Source organism: Citrobacter sp. wls827 (assembly GCF_005280875.1).
GTDB lineage: Bacteria > Pseudomonadota > Gammaproteobacteria > Enterobacterales > Enterobacteriaceae > Citrobacter > Citrobacter youngae.
In genome coordinates, this window is the sequence record NZ_SZWR01000017.1 from 509,933 (window position 1) to 531,764 (window position 21,832).

At 49.7% G+C, this 21,832-nt stretch carries 21 protein-coding genes and 1 pseudogene; 11 read left to right on the forward strand and 11 right to left on the reverse strand.

The features are described from left to right. Window positions 1–5 precede the first annotated feature (5 nt). Complete coding sequence (locus FDX03_RS12990) at window positions 6–290, reverse strand: VF530 family protein (protein WP_048211670.1); 285 nt, start codon at window positions 288–290, stop codon at window positions 6–8. Between the two features lie 184 nt (window positions 291–474). Here FDX03_RS12990 and FDX03_RS12995 point away from each other — a divergent pair. From FDX03_RS12995 to FDX03_RS13015, 5 genes and pseudogenes are all read left to right on the forward strand, one after another. Then, window positions 475–657: pseudogene (locus FDX03_RS12995) on the forward strand (hypothetical protein); the annotation flags it as partial. Window positions 658–943: 286 nt separating this feature from the next. Next, a complete protein-coding gene (locus tag FDX03_RS13000) occupies window positions 944–1,336 on the forward strand; it encodes a hypothetical protein (protein ID WP_115602058.1) in 393 nt (130 codons plus the stop codon). Between the two features lie 211 nt (window positions 1,337–1,547). After that, complete coding sequence (locus FDX03_RS13005) at window positions 1,548–2,723, forward strand: hypothetical protein (protein WP_137346018.1); 1,176 nt, start codon at window positions 1,548–1,550, stop codon at window positions 2,721–2,723. Window positions 2,724–2,791: 68 nt separating this feature from the next. Beyond that, window positions 2,792–3,550, forward strand: coding sequence for a trans-aconitate 2-methyltransferase (gene tam / locus FDX03_RS13010; protein ID WP_048211674.1), 759 nt, complete (start codon window positions 2,792–2,794; stop codon window positions 3,548–3,550). A 151-nt stretch (window positions 3,551–3,701) separates the two neighbouring features. Continuing rightward, window positions 3,702–4,079, forward strand: coding sequence for a GFA family protein (locus FDX03_RS13015; RefSeq protein WP_048211675.1), 378 nt, complete (start codon window positions 3,702–3,704; stop codon window positions 4,077–4,079). 84 nt (window positions 4,080–4,163) lie between these two features. Here FDX03_RS13015 and FDX03_RS13020 read toward each other — a convergent pair whose 3' ends face one another. The 7 genes from FDX03_RS13020 to sad all read right to left on the reverse strand — a co-directional run bounded on the left by FDX03_RS13020 (window position 4,164) and on the right by sad (window position 11,867). Next, a complete protein-coding gene (locus tag FDX03_RS13020; protein WP_061067892.1) occupies window positions 4,164–5,078 on the reverse strand; it encodes a bestrophin family protein in 915 nt (304 codons plus the stop codon). Between the two features lie 206 nt (window positions 5,079–5,284). Next, on the reverse strand, window positions 5,285–6,736 hold the full coding sequence (locus tag FDX03_RS13025; RefSeq protein ID WP_101743078.1) for a tagaturonate reductase: 1,452 nt from the start codon (window positions 6,734–6,736) through the stop codon (window positions 5,285–5,287). A gap of 106 nt (window positions 6,737–6,842) precedes the next feature. Then, window positions 6,843–7,370, reverse strand: a complete 528-nt coding sequence (locus FDX03_RS13030; protein ID WP_061067890.1) for a GNAT family N-acetyltransferase — start codon at window positions 7,368–7,370, stop codon at window positions 6,843–6,845. Between the two features lie 80 nt (window positions 7,371–7,450). Continuing rightward, window positions 7,451–7,810 carry a DUF4186 domain-containing protein gene (locus FDX03_RS13035; protein WP_048211679.1) on the reverse strand — a complete coding sequence of 120 codons (360 nt, stop codon included), beginning with the start codon at window positions 7,808–7,810 and terminating at the stop codon, window positions 7,451–7,453. Beyond that, window positions 7,810–8,736: a glutaminase B gene (gene glsB / locus FDX03_RS13040; RefSeq protein WP_048211680.1), complete on the reverse strand. Its 927-nt coding sequence runs from the start codon at window positions 8,734–8,736 to the stop codon at window positions 7,810–7,812. Before glsB ends, FDX03_RS13035 begins: the two co-directional genes overlap by 1 nt. A gap of 62 nt (window positions 8,737–8,798) precedes the next feature. Beyond that, entirely contained in the window at window positions 8,799–10,376 is a 1,578-nt protein-coding gene (locus FDX03_RS13045; RefSeq protein ID WP_061067889.1) for a methyl-accepting chemotaxis protein, read from the reverse strand. 102 nt (window positions 10,377–10,478) lie between these two features. Further along, window positions 10,479–11,867, reverse strand: a complete 1,389-nt coding sequence (gene sad, locus FDX03_RS13050; protein WP_115643406.1) for a succinate-semialdehyde dehydrogenase — start codon at window positions 11,865–11,867, stop codon at window positions 10,479–10,481. A 102-nt stretch (window positions 11,868–11,969) separates the two neighbouring features. On the opposite strand from sad, the gene FDX03_RS13055 reads away from it, so the two are divergent. Continuing rightward, window positions 11,970–12,845, forward strand: a complete 876-nt coding sequence (locus FDX03_RS13055; RefSeq protein WP_061067887.1) for a LysR family transcriptional regulator — start codon at window positions 11,970–11,972, stop codon at window positions 12,843–12,845. Here the strand turns inward: FDX03_RS13055 and FDX03_RS13060 are convergent. Genes FDX03_RS13060 through FDX03_RS13070 form a run of 3 tightly spaced genes read right to left on the reverse strand, consistent with a single transcriptional unit; the run spans window position 12,842 to window position 15,828 of the window. Continuing rightward, window positions 12,842–13,603 (reverse strand): DeoR/GlpR family DNA-binding transcription regulator, encoded by a 762-nt coding sequence (locus tag FDX03_RS13060; protein WP_048211684.1) that lies wholly within the window; start codon window positions 13,601–13,603, stop codon window positions 12,842–12,844. The two genes, FDX03_RS13055 and FDX03_RS13060, sit on opposite strands and share 4 nt — an antisense overlap. A gap of 1 nt (window position 13,604) precedes the next feature. After that, entirely contained in the window at window positions 13,605–14,591 is a 987-nt protein-coding gene (locus FDX03_RS13065) for a D-threonate 4-phosphate dehydrogenase (protein WP_061067886.1), read from the reverse strand. Further along, a complete protein-coding gene (locus tag FDX03_RS13070) occupies window positions 14,584–15,828 on the reverse strand; it encodes a four-carbon acid sugar kinase family protein (protein WP_137346019.1) in 1,245 nt (414 codons plus the stop codon). Before FDX03_RS13070 ends, FDX03_RS13065 begins: the two co-directional genes overlap by 8 nt. 171 nt (window positions 15,829–15,999) lie before the next feature. Here FDX03_RS13070 and FDX03_RS13075 point away from each other — a divergent pair, with 171 nt between their 5' ends. The 5 genes from FDX03_RS13075 to FDX03_RS13095 all read left to right on the forward strand — a co-directional run bounded on the left by FDX03_RS13075 (window position 16,000) and on the right by FDX03_RS13095 (window position 21,810). Beyond that, a complete protein-coding gene (locus FDX03_RS13075; RefSeq protein WP_137346020.1) occupies window positions 16,000–17,169 on the forward strand; it encodes an iron-containing alcohol dehydrogenase in 1,170 nt (389 codons plus the stop codon). Then, a complete protein-coding gene (locus FDX03_RS13080) occupies window positions 17,162–18,046 on the forward strand; it encodes a dihydrodipicolinate synthase family protein (protein ID WP_048211688.1) in 885 nt (294 codons plus the stop codon). The genes FDX03_RS13075 and FDX03_RS13080 overlap by 8 nt, the downstream gene beginning before the upstream one ends. A 47-nt stretch (window positions 18,047–18,093) precedes the next feature. Beyond that, window positions 18,094–19,044 (forward strand): phosphoglycerate dehydrogenase, encoded by a 951-nt coding sequence (locus FDX03_RS13085; RefSeq protein WP_048211689.1) that lies wholly within the window; start codon window positions 18,094–18,096, stop codon window positions 19,042–19,044. A gap of 65 nt (window positions 19,045–19,109) precedes the next feature. Beyond that, complete coding sequence (locus FDX03_RS13090; RefSeq protein ID WP_048211690.1) at window positions 19,110–20,429, forward strand: MFS transporter; 1,320 nt, start codon at window positions 19,110–19,112, stop codon at window positions 20,427–20,429. A 184-nt stretch (window positions 20,430–20,613) separates the two neighbouring features. Beyond that, window positions 20,614–21,810, forward strand: coding sequence for a sugar transporter (locus FDX03_RS13095; RefSeq protein WP_101743073.1), 1,197 nt, complete (start codon window positions 20,614–20,616; stop codon window positions 21,808–21,810). Window positions 21,811–21,832 lie beyond the last annotated feature (22 nt).

Genomic DNA, 21,832 nt, shown 5'->3' on the forward strand with positions numbered 1-21,832 from the left:
TGCTCTTATTTTTTCTTGTTGCGGCTGTTAGCCCAGGGATCAATAGCAGGAGCAGTGGGTTCTGGTGCAACGTCATACAGAGAATCAAGATACAGTGCTTCAACTTCTGCTCGCGCCCACGGCGTACGACGCAGAAACTTCAAACTGGATTTAACGCTCGGTTCATTTTTAAAACAGTTGATGTTTATCCGTTGGCCAAGTTCAGCCCAACCATAACGATTAACCAGGGCATTGACCTGCATTTCAAGCGTCACGCCATGTAAGGGGTCTTTAGAAATGTGAGCATTCATATGAAGTCCAGTTCGGTGGTTCCAGATTTTGTCAGTTGCACGAGCGCAAGGTTACAAGAAAGCAAGGCGACCAGCAATGGTATAAACCGGCATAGCACGGTGAATGAGCACCAGGCCAGCAATGTGCGCGCAGTACTTGAAACAGGCGAAAGAGAAGGGCGAAGTGACTATTCCCGGCGGCCAGGCTAATGATGTCTGTACGCAAGGTCATAGTTTTGGAAAATGGCTGCTTAATGATGTTGTATTGCGCATTTCTAACTTAGCTGATCAAGTGGGTATCAAGGCCATCATGGTGCATGCCATTGATGACAAGGCCCGGACCTTCTATGAGTATTTTGTAATGGGGGGAACCCGTAGAGGGTTATGAGTCAGGTACGCATTGATTTGATTTAACATAATATACATTATGCGCACTTAGATAGAGAGAAGTGAAATCTGCCATACTGGGTTCATCATTGTGCTGGTCATTGATAACGCCTGACAGCGTTGTTCCTGGATTCAGGCTGTTCACCGACTACCATTCAAACCATATACTTTACGCATACGTCAAATCGCTGACGTTGCAATTGCTCACTCAGTCCTTTTCGCGTACAACCACAAGGTACGACACAAACCTGTGCCCTGGAATTTCACAGCAACGGACCCTACAGCCAATGCAAAGAACTATCCATGTTCATCAAAATGACAACGCTATCTTACGTGTCACGTTTCTATTGGTTCTTTCATTCACACTGACCGGTTGTGCGTTGACCCGCGTCTCTGCCAGCTCACATGACAAAGACGTCGATGAGCTAAATGTTATTGGCTTGAATCTGGATGCTGCAAGGCAAAAAGCAATCGTGGATGGTTTTGTGTGCAGTAAGGATGCAAACCTCAATCAGGTACAAACCGAAAGTGGCAGTCATAAATGGTTACAAACGGAATGCAGTAAAAAAAGCCTGGAACTGTTCTGCCCACAAATGCGGTTTATAGTATTCAATGTTGACCCCGATACAAATAAAGTTGTTGATGTGGGGAAATATATTAATCAGCATACTTGTTTCTGAATATGACATCGGCACCAGTAGGGCCTATGTCATATCGATATCCCCCTTCTGTCTCCACTTCTATTCAAGAGTACCGGATTGTATTGATCCTATGAAAATAATATAATACCTGCATATTTTTAATGATAATCGTTACTGTTTAGCGGACAGTCGACTGCCAAATAAAGATTAGCCTAACCCAAAGTTTTATTTACATTAATCACGTGGAGTTATGATGAATGATTTAAATCGTTTTTACTTTGACTTACCACAATGGCTAGGTAAGAGTGAAGGCATTCATCGACAATTTATTGGTAACTTTATATCTTGTCTCCATGATGAACAATTACAAGTAGTACTGAATCCAGTTAGTTTTCCCTGTTATGGTCTTAAAAGACTGGCAATTAAAGAATCTATTACATTCTCCTTTCACTCATATAATAATGACAAAAATGTTTTCTCGATAAAAGAATCACCTATATATGGACTGTACTCTGTAGATAAAAATGGATATTCGGGGTGGGCAGATATTTGTGTCAACTTCAGTTCATATATCGATAAAATAAATAAAATAGATCACGACAGTGCCAAAAGTATCATTGGCGAGAAGCGGGAATTTTTCAGGGAGACAAAACTCTCCAAGCATCAACAACCACATAACCACGTTGATCTCCCCTCGAATTACCTTTTTTTCCCCATGCAGGTCAACTCTGATTCGGTTACCGATCATGAGAACATCAGCGCCATGGAGGCATTAGACTATGTTGCAGCATTGGCTAAAAAGACAAATCGAAAGTTGGTAATCAAACGCCACCCGATGTGTAAATCCAGAGGTGTTGATGCCAAGATTGCGTATCTATTAGCAACCAACGAGAATGTTTTGTCTGTTGATGCTAATATCCACGAATTAATTGAAGGGAGCTCTGCCGTTATCGCATGTAATTCTGGCACAAGCATTGAAGCCTTGATTTTCGGTAAACCAGTTTATTGCTTTGGGCGAAGCGAATGGTACGAAGCTACACATAAAATTGAAGCCTTAGAAGATTTCGATGCGATATTTTTGAATGATACACACAGTACCATGTCTGTTTTCCAGGAGAAGTTGATAGCATATTTGTTATCTGAATATTGGATTCAATTTGATGACATTGAGTCTATTAAGGAAAAAATAAAATACTGCATAAGCCTCTATGAGAGCAACTACGGTGATGACTTTATCGACAACCATAATAATGGTGAATGTTATGTCAGAAGTTTTTTGAATGCCCAAAGAGAGATCGCGATCCTGAAGAGAAAGCAAAAGAAGTATAAGAAAGATTATGAATTATTATCTTTTGTAATACGATTTGTCCTATTTTTACCCTTTAAAGCTACACTTACTATGCTGGGAAGGAACAAGAATCATTGATTCTGAGGGCGTGATGGAAATTGCTGGCTCAGAATCATACTATTTCATCGCATACAGGATACAGAAACATGGCTGACTGGAACCCTTCGCTCTATCTGCAATATGAAACCGAACGTTCGCGACCCGCAGCTGAATTACTCAGCAGAGTCGCGCTGGAGAATGTCCGCTCAGTCGTCGATCTCGGCTGCGGCCCGGGTAACAGCACCGCATTGCTACATCAACGTTGGCCATCAGCGCAAATATCAGGCGTGGATTCTTCGCCGGCAATGCTGAGCGAAGCGCGTAACGCGTTGCCTGGCTGTCATTTTATCGAAGCGGATATTAGCGCATTTCAGACAGAAGAGCCCGTAGATCTGTTGTATGCAAACGCATCTTTGCAATGGGTTCCCGATCACTATCAGCTGTTCCCCCACCTGGTCTCTCTGCTGGGGAAAGATGGCGTATTGGCTGTACAAATGCCAGATAACTGGCTGGAGCCAACGCATGTTCTGATGCGTGAAGTTGCCTATGAACTGGGTTACCCCGATCGCGGCCGTGCGCCTCTTCCCGGAGTGCATGCGTACTATGATATTTTGACTGACATGGGTTGCGATGTTGATATCTGGCGTACAACCTACTATCACGTTATGGATTCACACCAGTCAATTATCGACTGGGTGAGTTCGACGGGGTTGCGTCCCTGGTTGCAGGAGCTGAGTGAAAGCGAACAACATCGCTATCTGGCGCGTTATCATGCATTGCTGCAGGAGCAATATCCACTGCAAGAGAATGGGAAAATACTGCTGGCGTTTCCGCGGTTGTTTATCGTTGCTAAACACAATTCTTAAGCACTGACCTCCTGGTATCAGCCTCTTTATACCAGGGGCTGATAATTATTGTGAATTCCCCATGCGCGCCCTCGCCTTTTTACGATGAGGATCTAGTGATGAAGCCAGTCATCTGCTAGTGTCTGAGAACGTTTACTGACGGGGGGTTGTCATGTCTAAAATCTACATTGGCGGTTGTCTGTGTGGCTCTGTTCGCTTTACCGCGACGAGCCCTAATAATTCGCATACCTGCTCGTGCGATATTTGCCGCAAGCATACCGGTGCACCAACCGTCGTCTGGATTGAATTTAATGCTGAAAATGTAGAATGGACGGGAAAAGCGGGTAAACCGACTACCTGGCGTTCTTCAGAAACCTCCAGTCGCGCTTTTTGCCCTCAATGCGGAAGTTCAGTTGGTGCCATTGATGATGCTCCGGTAATAGCGCTATTAGCGGGCGTTTTTGATGATCCCAATGATGAAGATCTGGCCCCCGAGTTTCATTCATTTACCGATATGCAGCCTGCGTGGTGGCAAAGAGAATTCGGCTAAAACCGCACTCACCGGCGCATCAAGTCTTACCTATTCCTTCCGTGAAACAATAAGAGCTGGTCGTGTTACCAGCTCTACCGGATGCTATGTCAGCTGGTAATGCTTATCTGGCATATGTTTCGCCGGCACAACGGTTTCATCATTCATCTGCAGCAAATCGATTTCAATCGCGTTACAAATCGCATCGAGTGGCAGATCATTATTCTCTGTACCAAACGGATCTTCGAGTTCTTCGGCTAGCGTATCGAGCGAGATAAAAGTATAGGAAATAAGCACCGAGATGAACGGTGTCATATAGTGTAAATCCACCACTAACGCGAATGGCAACATGATGCAAAACAGATATACCGTGCGATGCAGGATTAAGGTGTAAGCAAACGGAACGGGTGTGTTCGCGATACGCTCACAACCTGCCAGCACTGCTGACATATCATTTAACCTGTTGTTTAAACTGTGAAATAATATATCAGATAGCTGCCCATTTCGCCTGCGAACGGCCAGCCACTCCCCCATCATCAGCAGAATGCGGTTGGCCGGTGATTGAGCCGCAAAAACGGTCTGTAAATCGCTCTCGCTGAGATATTTCGCCAGGGGTTCCGCCTGCGGTTGTCGACGTAAAGTCATACGCAGGCAATGGGCAAATGCGATTTGCAAACGAACGAACTGTCCCAGTTCAGCATCGTCTGGTAAGGTCGTTTTCACCTCACGCAGAAGCGAACGGGAAGCAATCATCAACTGCCCCCATAAATGTCGGGCTTCAACATAGCGCGAATAACAGGCGTTGTTACGAAAGCCTAAGAAGATTGCAATTGCGACACCAAGAATGCTGAACGGTGCCAAAGTAAATTTGATACCCAGCATCGTATACCATGGCAGCATGATGATAACGGCAATGGAGAGCAGGAAATTCAGCAGCAAGCGTGAAAAGATTTTGGATAATACTGAGCCATGCCAGACGAATATCAGGCGTAGCCAGTGTTGTTGGGGGCGAACGATCATGGTTATCTTCGGAAAATGTGAAAGCCGGGACATTAAACGTGATCGCGATCAATGTTGCAAGCTTATAGCAACATTATCTAAACATCTTTTCCTGCTGACCATAGTGGGCATTGAAGCTTCAGGTGTGCTCCATTTTTAGAAGTTATATTGTATGTTGTAACTAAATAAGGACGATAAAAAAACCCGGCCTGAACCGGGTTAACGTATTAGCACAGTGGCTTAACCGCTTCGCGCATGCCTTTCGCCAGGATAGAATCCAGGTCGGCAGAAACCTGTTCGACCAGCCCGGGAACCTGTGTCAGATCCTGTTCCCAGTGATCTTTTACGGCCAATACCGCGTTGACCAGCGCTGCGGTAGTAATCTGGCGGTCACGATGCTGAGCCCACAACACCTGGAAACGCTCCATCCAATGCGCATCATCCTGAACCGGATAAGATTCACCGTTACGCTCACCACGGTAGAAAGCAATCAAGGCTGCCAGGGCAAATGTCAGACGCAGCGGCAGTTGGCCGCTGGCCTTCTGCCCTGCCAACAACTGCGGCAGAATACGGGTGCGGAATTTGGTCATGCCATTAAGCGCAATCGACAATAGTTGATGCTTAATGTACGGGTTGCAGAATCGGCCGGTCACCGCGCTGGCAAATGAAGCCAATTCATCACGCGGCAGATCCAGCACCGGAATAATCTCTTCATAGATAGCTTTCTCAACGAAGGCGCGAATCTCAGCATCATTCATTGCCTCACCCACGGTATCAAGCCCTGCCTGCCAGGCGACCGGTACCAGGGCTGTGTGCGCACCGTTGAGAATGGCGACTTTACGCTCTTTATACGGCTTGATGTCATCAACAATCAGAACATTCAACGGGTATTTATCGAGGCGAAGTTCAGTGGCTAATGATTTTGGCCCCTGAATAACAAACAGATAAAAGTGTTCTGCGGTATCAAGAAACGCATCATGATAACCCAGTTCAGCTTCAAGCTTCGCAACTTCGTCACGTGGGTAACCGGTAACAATACGGTCCACCAGCGTAGAACAAAATGCGTTTGCCTGGTCCAGCCACTGTACGAATGCTTCCGGCAACGCCCATTCCTGAGCATAACGCAAAACCAGTTCATGCAGCGCTTCACCATTGTAATCAATCAGCTCGCAAGGAATGATAATCCAGCCTTTATCAAGCGCACCGTTGAAATGGCTATAGCGTTCGAACAGCAGTCGGGTCAGTTTTGCCGGATAACTCACAGCCGGCGCATCATCAAACTTATCACCCGCGTGGTAGCTAATACCCGCTTCCGTGGTGTTAGAGAAAACAAAACGCATTTCAGGATTATGCGCCAGCTTCAGGAACTCATCGTATTCGCTATAGACGCTGATTTCGCGGTTAACCGAACGAATTAAACGGGCATCGCTGACGGCCTCGCCCTTTTCATTCAAACCACGAATGATGGTGGTATAGAGACCATCCTGGGTACTCAGTGACGGCGGAAAAGTACTTTCGATAGGACGAACAATGACCACACCAGCGTTCAGATCGGTATGTTCATTCAGCAGATCAACTTGCCAGTCAACAAAGGCGCGCAGGAAGTTTCCTTCACCAAACTGAATAATGCGTTCAGGATAGTGAGCACCGGGAAAATCGCGACGATTTAGTGTTTGCACAATGGGTTCCCTTTTTGATTAGTCATACAACCTGATTGAATTGGTCCAATAGGTTAGCAAACTTTAATACAATGAAACCCTGTTTTGATCAATCCCCGGTGACAAATTAGAGCGTTTTATAAAAAAGTGTGGTCCCGGCCACTGTTCCATCAGGCATTTTTGCATAGTCAGGGATTACCCCTGCTTTTTGCCATCCACAATTGTGGTAGAACAACTCGGCGGCGCTGCCTGTAGACGTATCAAGAACCAGGAGGGTTTTCCCTTCATGATGGGCGCAAATTTCCAGTGTATTCATCAATTCCCGGGCTATCCCACACCGCCGTGCAGAGGTATGAACCAGGAGTTTGGCAACGTCTGCACGATGAGGCTGGTTTTCGGGTTGATCAATAATGAGCTGAACGGTCCCAACAAGGGTCCCTTGCGCATTTTCAGCCCCCAGAACAATGCGTTCTCCACAAGAGACACTTTGTGCAACACGTGTCCAAAAAGGCCGCGACTTATCGCGGTTAAAAGGGAGCATAAAACTGACAGATGCGCCATCGTTCACGCACTGTTCAAGGACATCACTAAGCTCGTCGATTCTCGACAGGATCTGTTCCGCGCTCAGTATAAAGCAGGGGGTGTGGGTAGCCATTTAGTCTCCTTAGATTGACCCCTTCATACTGCAATTAACAATTACATAACACAAGGAGTCGAATCATAGGATTATGTTATCTATGGCTTATTCATTTGCAGCACTAACCAGTGGTAGATAACAGTGACAACGTAACGTTGCTGTTGCTCGCTCAACGGTTGCCCCTGAGGTATATCATGCCATTTGGCCAGACATCCCCTACAGCAGGTCGCCGTGGCATGTTGAGCGATAAACACCGGATGTCCACGCATCGGCGTTTGCTTTCCGTCATTGGTCGGGAGCGCGGGAGCCAGGCGCTTAGCAATAAAATCGGCCGCATGTTGTTCAATGACCGGCGCACCTTTTTCCAGACAATATTGTCTTTCTTTCTGACCGAGACGAAACCGCGATCGAAAAGTCGATTTCGCCAGTCGGGCAAAAAGCGAGTCGAGCGTGTTCATCAGTAAACCGAGCGCCCTAACTGTTGAGTTAATTGTTCCAGTACCGCAATACCCGCCAGCGAGTTCCCTGCGGGATCCAGTTCCGGACTCCAGACCGCAATCGCCATCTCATGCGGCACGATCGCCACAATACCGCCACCGACACCCGATTTCGCCGGCAAACCTACCCGCCAGGCAAACTCCCCGGCATTTTGATACATACCGCTGGTCGCCATTAGCGCGTTAATCTGCCGCGCCTGCATCGGCGTGACCACGGGCTCCGCAAGATGAAAGGCATGCCCCTGATTCGCCAGAAAGACGAACGTGCGCGCCAGCTCCACACAGCTCATTTTCAGCGCGCAGTAGTGAAAATAATTTTGCAGAACGGTCGTCACATCGTGATGAAAATTACCAAAGGATTTCATCAGCCAGGCAATTGCCGCGTTGCGGGCTGAGTGCTCAAACTCAGAGCGTGCCACCGTCGTATCATAAGCAATATCTGAAACGCCACTTAATGCACGTACCACTTCCAGCATTCGTTGCCGTGGCGCACTCAGGCGACCTTGCAGCATATCGCAAACCACCAATGCCCCGGCATTGATAAAGGGATTACGCGGTATACCCTGCTCCATTTCCAGCTGCACCAGCGAGTTAAACGGGTGACCGGAAGGATCTTTGCCAACACGTTGCCAGATCTCGTCTTCCTGGTAATGACGCATTGCGACAACCAGGCTAAGCACCTTTGAAATCGACTGAATAGAAAAACGTTCTTGCGCATCCCCCGCCTGATAGTGCTGACCATCAACGGTGCAAATGGCAATACCCAGTTTTGAGCCATCGACAGAGGCTAATGCAGGAATATAATCGGCAACTTTTCCCTGACCAATCAGCGGACGAACCTGCTGCACAATGGTCTCTAAAATTGAATTGTCCATGGCCCTGGCCACAACATGCTCCTTGCTCGCAGGTATGAAAGGCCTGCGAGTATAACAGAGCTGAATACACAGCGTCAGGCCGGAAGACGGAATCTGGCAACGGCCTGCATAAGCTGATGAGATTCATGATGTAACTGTAAGGAGGAATCAGACGCAGCGTTCACCAGATCGCTGGTCTGTCGGGCTTCGTTATTCAGAGCCTGAAGCTGACTGGTCAACTCGTGAATACGGGTTCCTTGATTCATCGTCGCAGCAGAAATATCATTCAGTAAGGCGCCAAGATTTTCCACCAGCGATATAACCTGCTGTAAGTTGTCATCCAGTCCGTTCACCGCATGAAATCCTTCGTCAATACCCGCTAAGGAATGATGAATCAGCGCCTGAATATTCTGCGTGGACTGACTGCTTTTTCTCGCCAACAACCCAACTTCTTTTGCAACAACCGCAAATCCACGCCCTTGTTCACCAGCATGCGCAGCTTCAATCGCCGCATTTAACGCCAGAATATTGGTCTGAAACGCGATGCTGTCAATCAGTGAGATGATTCCGCGCATCTCGGATGAACGGGCAACAATTGCCTGCATCGACGCATTTACCGTTGCCATCATCCGGTTGCCACCCGCAGCAATATCCCGCGCCTGCACGGCGCGTTGATTCGCCAGTTGAGCAAACCCACTGTTATCCTCAACATGTGTTTCCAGAAACGAAATATGTGATGTCACCGTATTTAGCTCATCGCTCTGTTTCGCGGATTGCTGATATAACTGTTTATTGCTTTGCGTAAGCTGAGTGATATTTCCCACCATTGAGGTCGTAGCGTCATTCACCTGTTGCACCAGCATCCGTAGCCCCTGCTGCATCGCGTCGATACGTGAGCTCAGTTGTGTCACTTCACGATTAAACTGGCTCACCTGGGGGGCTGGACGGGAAAGATCGCCAGCCGCTAACACATCAATATGATCGATCAGTCGTCTCAGTGGCGCGATTACCCAGCGGGACATACTGCGCCAGACCAGTACCGCAATCACCACCAGCACAAGAGGAATAAATAAAAAGAGGTGCTGTAAACGTTCAAGACTGGTCAACAGCTGCTCTCGCCCTTTTTCCGTCTGCTGGAAACTGTCTTGCTGAAAACGTGCATAATTTTCATTAAAGTCTGTCTGAAACGCCTGAACAGGCACGGCAAAAAACGCATCAATGCTATTGGATTGCATTAATCCATCGGCCTGCTCCTGAATACCGCTATAAAAACGCTGATAGCTCTCCATCAAGTCGGGAGGCTGATGCGGATCCATTGCAAGCCAGGCATCCCATGCCGTTTTTGACTGCGTTAACGCATGCTGGGCCTCTTCCATTAACGGGCGCCAGCTCCCTTCCGAGCCGGTAGCCGCATCCTGCATAAAGTAAACGCCAGCACGATTAAGTAAGTCGCTGGCAGATAACAACGCCACCCTTGCTTCATCGATCTTCGACTGTTGCAAAAGCACCTGCTGATTATGCTGTTCATTAATCTGCGCGTCCCTGACAGAGGCTGAGAGCATAAGCGAGGATGCAATCTGCAAAACAGAGAACAGTGCAATAATACAAATGATACCGGTTAACAGACCAAACTGACGGGGAGTCAGGCGACGAAAAATTTGCGTTATGTTCATATTACTCTTCTGTATCAAAGCGTTAGGCGCGAGTGTACGCAGAGTAAATGACAAATTTATTGCAGAAATAAGACGGGTGCCCCTGCAGAGGCACCCGGGCTATCAGAGACGGTTTTTCCAGACGGTTTGCACATTGCAAAACTCATGCAGACCAAAGTGAGAAAGCTCACGACCAAAACCGCTTTTCTTCACGCCGCCAAAAGCAACGCGAGCATCACTGGCACTGTAACCATTAATAAACACGCCACCACACTCCAGACGGGCCGCCATAGTTTGCGCCAGTGCCTCATCCGCGGTAAACAACGTCGCCGACAAGCCGAACTCGCTGTCATTAGCCAGTGCTAATGCGTGCTCAGCATCCTTCGCGACGGTAATCGCCGCAACCGGGCCAAACAGCTCCTGACGAAACGCCGTCATTTCCGGCGTAACATCACCCAGTACCGTCACGGCATAGTAATTACCCTGACCAGCTATTTTTTCCCCACCGAGGAGTAAGCGCGCCCCTTGAGCCAGTGAATCTTCAACCTGCTGATGCAGTTCATCCCGCAGATCAAAACGTGCCATTGGGCCGAGATCGTTCTCTTCATTTAGCGGATCGCCCATTTTCAGTGCACTGGCTGCCGCAACAAAACGGTGGGTGAATTCTGCCGCAATCCCTTCTTCAATAATAAAGCGTTTCGCTGCGGCACAAACCTGCCCGGTATTCTGATAACGCCCTGCCACTGCGGCTTTAACCGCTAAATCAAGGTCTGCATCATTAAGCACGATAAACGGATCGGAACCGCCTAACTCAAGCACGCATTTCTTCAGCGCTGCACCAGCCTGAGCGCCAATCGCAGCACCAGCACGAACGCTGCCCGTCACCGTTACCGCCGCGATACGCGGGTCATTGATCATCTGACTCACCCCGGCGTTATCGGCATTCACCCAGCCATATACCCCAGCGGGTATTTCCGCATCGGTAAAGACCTGGGCGATAATCGCGGCACAACCGGTGACATTCGGTGCATGCTTTAACAGATAGCCATTTCCGGCCAGCAAAATCGGCACGGCGCCGCGCATAACCTGCCAGAGCGGAAAGTTCCACGGCATGATCGCCAGAATAGTCCCCAGGGGACGGTACTCAATCACGGCCTGGTGATTCTCAACCTGCGTGGCCTCGGTACTGAGCATCGCTGGCCCATGTTCGGCGTACCAGTCACATAATGCCGCAGACTTTGCCACTTCCGCACGTGCCTGCCTGACGGGCTTACCCATTTCACGCGAGATACACTGCGCCATCTCTTCGGCGCGTTCACGCAGCGCTTGTCCGACCCGGCGCAACATCTGTGCGCGATGGGTGACGGTCGTGTGTTTCCATGCGTTGAATCCCGTCGCCGCCAGATTCAGCGCGTGGGTAATCTCATCGGCGCTGGCCCACGGCATTGCCGTCAGCATTTCGCCACAGGTCGGGTCAACGGAAATAGCATGTGTTGCTGCTGTGATGGTCATAAGTGCCTCTCTTTCTCGCAAGGTATGGTTATATCATGCGCAGGTTTACTCTTTCTGAAAAATGAATAATATTAACCATACCATTCACGAACAGAGAAAATTATGGACCTGACGCAACTTGAAATGTTCAATGCCGTCGCAGAGACCGGCAGCATCACGCAGGCTGCGGCGAAGGTGCATCGCGTGCCGTCCAATCTCACCACGCGTATTCGCCAGCTTGAAGCGGACCTTGGCGTCGATCTGTTTATTCGTGAAAATCAACGTCTGCGGCTTTCTCCCTCCGGGCACAATTTTTTGCGTTACAGCCAGCGGATCCTGGCGCTGGTAGAAGAAGCGAGGATGGTGGTCGCAGGTGATGAACCACAAGGATTGTTCTCTCTGGGATCGCTGGAAAGTACAGCCGCCGTGCGTATTCCGGCCACACTTGCCGAATATAATCAGCGCTACCCTAAAATCCAGTTTGCACTGGCAACAGGACCGTCCGGTACCATGCTGGACGGTGTGCTCGACGGTACGCTGAACGCCGCTTTTGCTGATGGCCCTATTACCCATCCAGGTCTTGAAGGAATGCCGGTGTACCGTGAAGAGATGATGATTGTCACCCCACACGGCCACCCCCCCATCAAACGGGCCAGCGATGTGAATGGTTACAATATCTATGCCTTTCGCGCCAACTGTTCCTATCGCCGCCACTTTGAAAGCTGGTTTCACGCCGATCGCGCCATGCCAGGCACGATCCATGAAATGGAGTCCTACCACGGCATGCTGGCCTGTGTGATTGCCGGCGCGGGAATCGCGCTGATTCCACGTTCTATGCTGGAAAGCATGCCAGGCCACCATCAGGTCAATGCCTGGCCGCTGAGTGAAAACTGGCGTTGGTTAAATACGTGGCTGGTCTGGCGTCGGGGAGCGATGACGCGACAGCTGGAAGCATTTATTGAGGTACTGGAACCTCAGCTGTCGCAAAATGCAGATTAACTGGCGAACGTCAGATGGCAAGGCAGTTGCTCAAGCTGCTGCCGCACCTCTTCATTGAGTCGCGCATCGGTCACGATATCCGTCAACGCATCCAGATGTGTGACGTTGAAAAGTGACCATGCACCGTATTTTGAACTGTCTGCCAGCAGTACGCGACGTTTGGCGTTTGCAATCAGGTCGCGCTTCAGACCGGCCTTTTCTTCCGTCGGTGCGGTGATCCCGCGGGTCAGATCCCAGCCGTTACAGCTTAGAAACGCGATATCCGGCCACACGTTTTGCAGCAGTTTACGCCCGTGCTCGCCGATACAGGACTGGCTGGAGTCATCAATACGCCCGCCAATGATCGTCACTTCAATTTGCTTGAACTCAGAAAGAAATAGCGCAATGTGCAGATCGCTGGTGATGACGCGCAACGGCAGATGGGTAAGCTGGCGCGCCAGTTCAATCATCGTCGTTCCCGCATCCAGGATAATGGCGTCCCCGGCTTTCACCAGGCTTGCCGCCGCGCAGGCAATAGCCTGTTTTTCCATCAGGCTGCGCTGCATTTTTTCATGTGTGGTTGGTTGTGAAGGGATAAACCGGTTAAGCGTCACGCCGCCGTGAGTACGGCTGATAACACCTTCCTGATCGAGTTTAATCAGGTCGCGGCGAATGGTCGCCGGAGAGGCCTGAGTCACAGCGACAAGCTGTTCAACTGTCGCCAGATTATGCCCTTTCAGATAATCCATAATCTGTTCTAACCGATTATATCCCTTCATTTTAATCCCGCGTAATTTGCATTGCTAACTGGATGGACACGGCCATGCTCTCAGACTTGGCTTTACCTGTCCAGGCAATATCAAACGCCGTGCCGTGGTCTGCAGAAGTGCGAATAAATGGCAATCCGGCGGTGATATTCACCCCATCATAGAATCCCAGCAATTTTAGCGGAATATGGCCCTGATCGTGATACATTGCCACCACCATGTCATACATACCTTCGTGGCACTGCATAAAGACAGTATCTGGTGGACATGGTCCCGTAACATTTAACCCTTTCGCTTGCATTGCCTGCACCGCGGGTCCGACAATCGTTATCTCTTCCTCGCCAAACAGGCCATTTTCGCCGGCATGGGGGTTGACGCCTGCGACCGCAATACGTGGATTATCAAACCCGACACGACGCAGGAAATCATCTGCGACCTGAATGACTGTTTTTACACGCTGTTCACTGAGCGTATCAAGGAATTTACGTAGTGCAATATGCGTGGTGACATGAATCACTTTAAGCTGTTCGGTATACAGCACCATCGCATAGTCTTTGCTGTTGGTCAGTTGCGCCAGCAGTTCGGTATGGCCGGGATAATGATGTCCCGCCATGTGCAGTGCTTCTTTATTCAGCGGCGCAGTGGCAATGGCCTTAACTTCACCACTTAGCGCCAGTGCTGTAGCGCGTTTAATACAGCGATAGGCCAAATCACCCGCCTGCGCTTGCACCACCCCCGGTTCAAGCGCCGCAGGATCGGCAAGGGGTTCGTCAATCACGTTGATAACACCGGGGGCGAATTGCGCCTGGGTTACGCTGTCGATAACCCGGAGTTCCGCTGGCGGCGTGACATTTAATGACTGGATACGACGCAGCGTTTGGGCACATCCCACAACCACAACCGGCGCGCCAGACAGTTCTCCCTCCACCAGCGATTTAATAATAATCTCAGGTCCAATACCTGCAGGGTCGCCCATAGTTACTGCAATAATGTTATTCACTCATGTTCTCCTCGATAAAATTTAAAACCTGACGCAACGTCGTTTCGTCACCGAATCCCCCTGCCTTTGTCATAACCGGGCGTTGCCAGTCGCCACCGACAAAATGACCGTACGGCACACACTGGGCCACACGGTCAGTAATACGAAATCCTGTTGCCTTAAGGGCGTCTGCAACCGCCATCGCCACATCACCACCAGAGAGATACAGCGCGCCTGGCGATACCTCCTGCAAAACCTGCCGGATAAGCTGTCCAAGAAACTGGCAGATTTTTTCACCGAGCTGAGCGCGATTCATCCCCATACGCACGCACAGCTGCGGAATATGATGGCGTGCTTCACTGTCGGGACTTGTGTGAACAATGCAGTGCCTACCAGAGGAGAGGATCCTAACGATGTGCTGCGCGTACTCTGTCGAGCTACCGCTGAAGATATTTTCGATATCAATGAATACAGTCCCCACCTGCGGGTCCTGGTACACAGCGGCAATCTGCTGTTGAGCGATTTCACTCATTGAACCCACTACCGCCAGTAAACACTGTGAGGACGGTGTCCGGACATGACGGGCAAGCGCGTCACAGATCCCGGCAGACCCCACCAGCAGCGGCAGCTCATCCTGCATCAGCGCATCAGTAACAATCACATCAAGGTCAGCGTCAGTCCGGGCATCCACAACCCAAATCTGCGGCGTCTCAACAGCAGGCTCGCGCAGGTGCTGCATGTAGTCATTCAGTGACATCGCTCGACACGCAATGGTGGTTTGTGCCTGTATCACCTCACAAATATCGGCACTCATCACCGGTGTTTTCGGATCGCTGGCAAATTCGGTCTGCGTTACCGGAATACCGTTAACGAGGCACTGCCCCTGCTCGGTGGTTCGCCCGACTGAGGGACAAGCCAGTGCCACGATGGCCCGCTTTTTACCTGTAATCCGCATTAACGCGTCCAGTTCGGCCCCCGGGTTTCCGCGCAATGTTGAATCTATTTTCTTCAGCCACTGCGTCTGAGGACCAGCCTGACTCGTCAGAGCCAGCTCACTTACTCTGGCGGCGGCCTGCTCTTCCTCCAGCGCACGACTATCCGTGTTGATGACCAGCACATCTGCATCATCGGCACAGGGCAATGTGAAAGCGACATTTACCGTCATTCCCGTCAGCGCCAGACTCACCCCCGCATCATTCCCCCCCGTAAAGTCATCAGCAATGACAAGGATCTGGGGTCTTACAACATGTCTACTCATCCATGCTCCGGGTTGTTGTATGTTGATAATGATTATATTCAATCACATTTGATTAAATGTGAGCAAGCTCAAGTTATTCATCTCCGAGATAAATTATAAATTTAGCCCATGATGCAATCGTTCCTGAATCTCAGTGAGCGAATTCAATCACTCGAACAACAGGAGAATGCTGTGGCAACAATCAATAGCACCGTCATCAGCGGTTCGAATGCTATCCCCGCACTGGAGCCGTTACTGGCAGGTAAACGCCAGCTGTTACTGGTGACGGATAGCAATATTGTCGGACTGGGCGCGGTAACACAGATCCGCAACTTACTGACCAACGATGGACGTCATGTGGCTCTGATTGACAATGTGCCTGCAGAACCCGGGCATCACGATGTCAGCGCACTATTAAAAAACGTACAAGGTCTCAACGTAGAAATGGTGATCGGTATCGGCGGTGGTAGCGTACTGGATGTGGCGAAACTGCTCTCCGTCTTATGCCATCCTGAATCTCCGACGCTTGACGCCATGCTGGCGGGAGAAAAACCGCTGCAACGCGTTGCTTCTGTGCTGATCCCCGCCACAGCAGGTACGGGTTCTGAAGCGACTCCCAATGCGATTCTGGCGATCCCGGAACAAAACACCAAAGTCGGCATCATTTCTCCGGTGCTATTACCGGATTACGTGGCCCTGTTGCCAGAACTCACCACCAGCATGCCAGCGCATATTGCCTCGTCCACTGGCATCGACGCGCTATGTCATCTGATCGAATGCTTTACCGCTACCGTCGCCAATCCGGTAAGTGATAACGCTTCGCTCATTGGCCTGCGTAAGCTACTCAACCATATCGAAATCTCCGTCAATGAGCCGGAAAATCTGCTGGCCAAACTGGAGATGCTGTGGGCATCGCATTACGGCGGTGTGGCGATTAATCATGCTGGTACTCACCTGGTCCACGCGCTCTCTTACCCGCTCGGCGGTCGATACCATCTCCCACATGGCGTCGCTAACGCCATTCTGTTAGCACCCTGCATGAAAGTGATTCGCCCATTTGTGGTCGACAAGTTTGCCCTGGTGTGGGATCTGCTGCCTGACGCTGACTCAACACTCAGTGCCGAAGAAAAATCCCGCGCCCTGGTGGAGTACTTCGCCACACTCGTGAAACGACTGAACCTGCCCGATAACCTGGCAACGCTTGGTGTACCGTCTACTGATATTCCCGCACTGGCCGATGCCGCACTGAACGTAAAACGCCTGATGAATAATGCTCCCTGCGAGGTGAGTCATGAGGATATTCAGGCCATTTATCAAACTCTGTTTCCAGAACTGAATACCAAAGGAGTGAATCATGAGTAAGAAAATCTGTGGTGTACTGACGGCAATCGTTACCCCGTTCGACCACGACGGCGGGCTTAACCTTAAAGAACTGAGAAACCAGGTAAACCGCCAGTTAAATGCCGGAAACGGTATTTTCTGCGGCGGCACAAACGGTGAGTTTTTTGTGCTCAACGAGGAAGAAAAAATAGCAGTGACCCGCACCTGCGTTGAGGAAGTTGCTGGGCGGGCGAACGTAGTGGCGCATATTGGTGAAATCTCTACCCGTGAAACCATTCGTCTGGGCAAGCAAATAGAAAAACTGGGCGTCGATGCCGTATCGGTGATTACCCCGTATTTTGTTCCGCTCAAACAGCAGGAACTGATAGATCACTATACCGCGATTGCCGACGCGCTATCGGTACCGGTATTTCTCTACAACATTCCGGCACGTACGGGAAATACCATTGAACCGGAAACAGCCAGAGTGCTGGCGGCACACCCGAACATAATCGGGATCAAAGACAGTGCCGGCAGTTATGAAAGTCTTAGCAGCTTCCTGGATGCAGTTAAAGATATCGAGGGATTTGATGTGCTGAATGGTCCAGATTCACTCATTCATCAGGGATTTGTTGATGGCTGTTCAGCCTGTATTTCCGGTTTGGCGAACGTAGCGCCAAAAGAAATTAACGCTATCTGGGCGCGATTCAAGGCCGGTGATGTTGTCGGATCGCATGAAGCACAGGAAAGCGTCACAGGTTTGCGAACCGAGCTCTATAAAGTTGCGTTCTCGCCCGCCGCTGTCAAAAAAGCATTGCAAATCATGGGGCACGAGGTAGGCGCAAGCCGTTACGCTGTCACGTTTGATGCTCATCAGGAACGCCAGATCCAGCAAATTATCAATAACTATTTACGATAGACACTTTTACAGCGGCGGCAACGCCGCTTAACTAACAGGATTGTATTATGAAAGTCATCTGTACATCACCTTCATTTGCCAAATACGATCAGCAACCGATCAAACTGCTTAACGACGCCGGACTTGAGTTAATCATGCTACCTGCAGATGCCGGTTTAGAAGCGCTTGCACCTCATCTGGAACAGACAGTGGCAATGATCGTCGCTTTTACCGATGTTAATGCCGGACTAATAGCTGCGGCACCGAATCTGAAAATCGTCTGCAAACACGGCGTGGGCGTCGATAATATCGACCTCAATGCCACGCGTGAAAAAGGTATTTTTGTTACCAATGTGCCGGATGCCAATAAGCATGCCGTCGCAGACTTTGCGTTTTCCCTGATCCTTAACTGTGCGCGTCAACTCCCCTACGCGATTGAACAAACCCGCGCGGGAAACTGGCCACGGATCTTCGCCTCCGATGTATATGGAAAAACGATTGGCATTATTGGGTTAGGTAATATCGGTAAACAGGTTGCACTGCGAGCCCGCGGCTTTAATATGCGCGTGCTGGCTCACGACGCATGGCAGGATGCACAGTTCGCCGCAGATAATCACATTGAATACGTTTCGCTCGATGAACTAACAGAACAAAGTGATTTCATCACGTTACACACTCCGCTGACGCCTGAAACCAAAAATCTCTTTGATTTAGCGCAGATGAAAAAAATGAAGAGCACTAGTTATCTCATAAACGTTTCACGCGGTGGTGTCGTTAATGAAGAGGATCTCTTTCTGGCTCTCACGCAGGGTGTCATTAAGGGCGCTGCCGCCGATGTCTTTTTACAAGAGCCGTGCAATTCACACCCCTTATTTGCGCTCGATAATTTCATCCCTACGGCACATATTGCAGGATATACCGAGGGTGCGATCAGCAATATAGGCGAGCAATGTGTTTATAACATCATTGAACATGTCATTCATCAGCGTAAGCCTAAAAATATAATGAACGGATTATAACATTGTGGAGATAACCCTACCCTTTCCACAATAATAAAAATGAACATCTACCATGGGCCAGATATATGAATAATTTTGCAGAAAAATCCCGAATTCGTTGGTGGATTGCGGGATTAATGTGGCTTGCTATTGCAATTAACTATATTGACCGGACGGTATTATCTGCTGCAGCACCTCACCTCATTGATGAGCTAAAACTCGATCCTGAAATGATGGGGTTTATCATGGCGGCGTTCTTCTGGTCATATTCTTTACTGCAAATACCGGCAGGTTGGTTTGCTGACCGTTTTGGTCAGAAAAAAGGTCTGGGTTTTGCCGTCGCGTGGTGGTCAATCGCCACCTCAATGATGGGTTTAGCCACTGGATTTAAATCTCTACTCGCATTGAGACTCGCTCTGGGCGTCGGTGAAGCCGCCGCCTATCCAAGCAATGCAGGGATCGCTGCGCGCTGGTTCCCGGATCGGGAGCGGGCCACCGTCTCAGGATTGTTTGACAGTGCCTCTAAATTTGGCGGTGCCGTCGCGATGCCGCTTATTGTCTGGATGATCTACCAGTTTGACTGGCGGATGACATTTCTGATTATTGGTGGTGTAGGCATTTTTTGGGTCATTGCCTGGTATTTTATTTATACAGAAAACCCGGAGGACCACAAAAGGATCAGTACAAGCGAAATTAAACATATTCGCGAAGGGCAAAAGCAAAAACACGGCGACAAATCCGTATTACCGATGCGTTGGTATAAACTGTTGCGCTACCGTAACATTTGGGCAATGTGTATCGGTTTCTTTACCATCAACTATACATCCTATTTCTTTATTACCTGGCTACCCACTTATCTGGTAAAAGACAAAGGAATGGATTTTATCAAAATGGGGATGGTTGCCGCCCTGCCATTATTATGTGGGATGGTGATCGAAGTCTTTGCCGGCTGGGCCTCTGACCGTATGGTACATAAGCGGATCCTGTCGCTGACTGCCACAAGAAAATTATTCCTGACAATCGGTCTGTTAATGGCTTTATGTATTGGTTTTGCCCCTTTTACTGATTCCGTGTTTATGACCGTGTTTTTACTGTGTGTGGCGAAATCAGGCACCACGGTTGCCGCCTCGCAGGTCTGGGCACTACCGGGTGACGTTGCGCCTAAAAACAGCGTATCGATTGTTGCAGGGTTACAGAATACTGTCTCCAATATGGGAGGCGCGGTAGGACCAATTATTACCGGAGCCATTGTTGCAGCCACTGGCTCCTTTACCTGGGCGCTGGTGTTCTCTGCCGCACTGGTGGTTCTGGGAATTTTGAACTATCTGTTTTTGATGGGTAAAGTTGAGCCAATCATCGACAGTGAGCATGAAGCGTTGTGCATGAAAGAAGCGCAACTGCACTAAACTCGCTCAGGTAACGGTATTCTCCGGTCAGTCAGTAGTACTGACCGGCTTTATTTTTTCTCGTAATGCACCGCATTATCACCCGCAAAGCAGCGTGATCTTAATCACGAAATGATTGTATTTTCACCAGTAAACGTTTTAAGATCGCCACCTCTCCTTTTTGCAGCTAACCCGATTTATACATATGACAACAAACACTGTTTCCCGCAAGGTCGCGTGGCTACGGGTAGTTACGCTTGCTGTTGCCGGTTTTATTTTCAATACCACTGAGTTTGTCCCGGTCGGGTTGCTGTCCGACATTGCGCAAAGTTTTAATATGCAGACCGCGCAGGTTGGGATCATGTTGACGATCTACGCCTGGGTGGTGGCCCTGATGTCGCTGCCCTTCATGCTGCTCACCAGTCAGGTAGAACGCCGCAAGCTGCTGATCTGCCTGTTTGTCGTGTTTATCGCCAGCCACGTACTCTCTTTCCTGGCATGGAATTTTACCGTGCTGGTGATTAGCCGTATTGGTATTGCTTTCGCACACGCCATTTTCTGGTCGATCACTGCATCGCTGGCGATACGCCTTGCTCCGGCCGGGAAACGCGCGCAGGCACTCAGCCTGATTGCGACCGGCACCGCGCTGGCGATGGTATTAGGCCTGCCTATCGGACGCATCGTCGGCCAGTATTTTGGCTGGCGCACTACCTTCTTCGCCATCGGTATGGGCGCGCTAATTACCCTGCTTTGCCTGATTAAGCTTCTGCCCAAATTACCCAGTGAGCATTCCGGTTCATTAAAAAGCCTGCCGGTGTTATTCCGCCGTCCGGCGTTAATGAGCCTGTATCTGCTGACGGTGATTGTGGTCACCGCGCATTATACGGCTTATAGCTATATCGAACCCTTTGTGCAGACCGTCGCCGGGCTGAGCGCTAACTTTGCCACTGTGCTGCTTCTGGTTCTCGGTGGCGCGGGTATTATTGGCAGCGTAATTTTTGGCAAGCTGGGTAATCAGTATGCCTCGGTGTTGATAAGCGCGGCTATCGCCCTGTTGACCCTGTGCCTGGTGCTGCTATTGCCTGCTGCTGATAGCGAAATGCACCTGGCTGTCCTGAGTATTTTCTGGGGCATTGCCATTATGGTGATCGGCCTGGGAATGCAGGTGAAAGTACTGGCACTGGCTCCGGATGCCACTGACGTCGCAATGGCGCTGTTCTCCGGTATCTTTAATATTGGTATTGGCGCGGGAGCGCTGGTGGGAAATCAGGTAAGTCTGCACTGGTCGATGTCGACGATTGGTTACGTCGGTGCACTTCCTGCCGTTGCCGCGCTGATCTGGTCAGTGATTATCTTCCGCAAATGGCCGGTAACACTGGAAGAACAACCACAGCAGCAATAAGAAAAAGGCCCGGTAGATATAC

What these genes read in the sequence shown, in the direction of transcription:
- FDX03_RS13015 (WP_048211675.1), top strand. Translation starts at nt 3,702, where the DNA reads ATGTCTAAAATCTACATTGGCGGTTGTCTGTGTGGCTCTGTTCGCTTT.
- FDX03_RS13090 (WP_048211690.1), top strand. Translation starts at nt 19,110, where the DNA reads ATGAATAATTTTGCAGAAAAATCCCGAATTCGTTGGTGGATTGCGGGA.
- FDX03_RS13080 (WP_048211688.1), top strand. Translation starts at nt 17,162, where the DNA reads ATGAGTAAGAAAATCTGTGGTGTACTGACGGCAATCGTTACCCCGTTC.
- tam (WP_048211674.1), top strand. Translation starts at nt 2,792, where the DNA reads ATGGCTGACTGGAACCCTTCGCTCTATCTGCAATATGAAACCGAACGT.
- sad (WP_115643406.1), bottom strand. Translation starts at nt 11,867, where the DNA reads ATGACCATCACAGCAGCAACACATGCTATTTCCGTTGACCCGACCTGT.
- FDX03_RS13000 (WP_115602058.1), top strand. Translation starts at nt 944, where the DNA reads ATGCAAAGAACTATCCATGTTCATCAAAATGACAACGCTATCTTACGT.
- FDX03_RS13085 (WP_048211689.1), top strand. Translation starts at nt 18,094, where the DNA reads ATGAAAGTCATCTGTACATCACCTTCATTTGCCAAATACGATCAGCAA.
- FDX03_RS13035 (WP_048211679.1), bottom strand. Translation starts at nt 7,810, where the DNA reads ATGAACACGCTCGACTCGCTTTTTGCCCGACTGGCGAAATCGACTTTT.
- FDX03_RS13055 (WP_061067887.1), top strand. Translation starts at nt 11,970, where the DNA reads ATGGACCTGACGCAACTTGAAATGTTCAATGCCGTCGCAGAGACCGGC.
- FDX03_RS13020 (WP_061067892.1), bottom strand. Translation starts at nt 5,078, where the DNA reads ATGATCGTTCGCCCCCAACAACACTGGCTACGCCTGATATTCGTCTGG.
- FDX03_RS13005 (WP_137346018.1), top strand. Translation starts at nt 1,548, where the DNA reads ATGATGAATGATTTAAATCGTTTTTACTTTGACTTACCACAATGGCTA.
- FDX03_RS13030 (WP_061067890.1), bottom strand. Translation starts at nt 7,370, where the DNA reads ATGGCTACCCACACCCCCTGCTTTATACTGAGCGCGGAACAGATCCTG.
- FDX03_RS13070 (WP_137346019.1), bottom strand. Translation starts at nt 15,828, where the DNA reads ATGAGTAGACATGTTGTAAGACCCCAGATCCTTGTCATTGCTGATGAC.
- FDX03_RS13045 (WP_061067889.1), bottom strand. Translation starts at nt 10,376, where the DNA reads ATGAACATAACGCAAATTTTTCGTCGCCTGACTCCCCGTCAGTTTGGT.
- FDX03_RS13060 (WP_048211684.1), bottom strand. Translation starts at nt 13,603, where the DNA reads ATGAAGGGATATAATCGGTTAGAACAGATTATGGATTATCTGAAAGGG.
- FDX03_RS13095 (WP_101743073.1), top strand. Translation starts at nt 20,614, where the DNA reads ATGACAACAAACACTGTTTCCCGCAAGGTCGCGTGGCTACGGGTAGTT.
- FDX03_RS12990 (WP_048211670.1), bottom strand. Translation starts at nt 290, where the DNA reads ATGAATGCTCACATTTCTAAAGACCCCTTACATGGCGTGACGCTTGAA.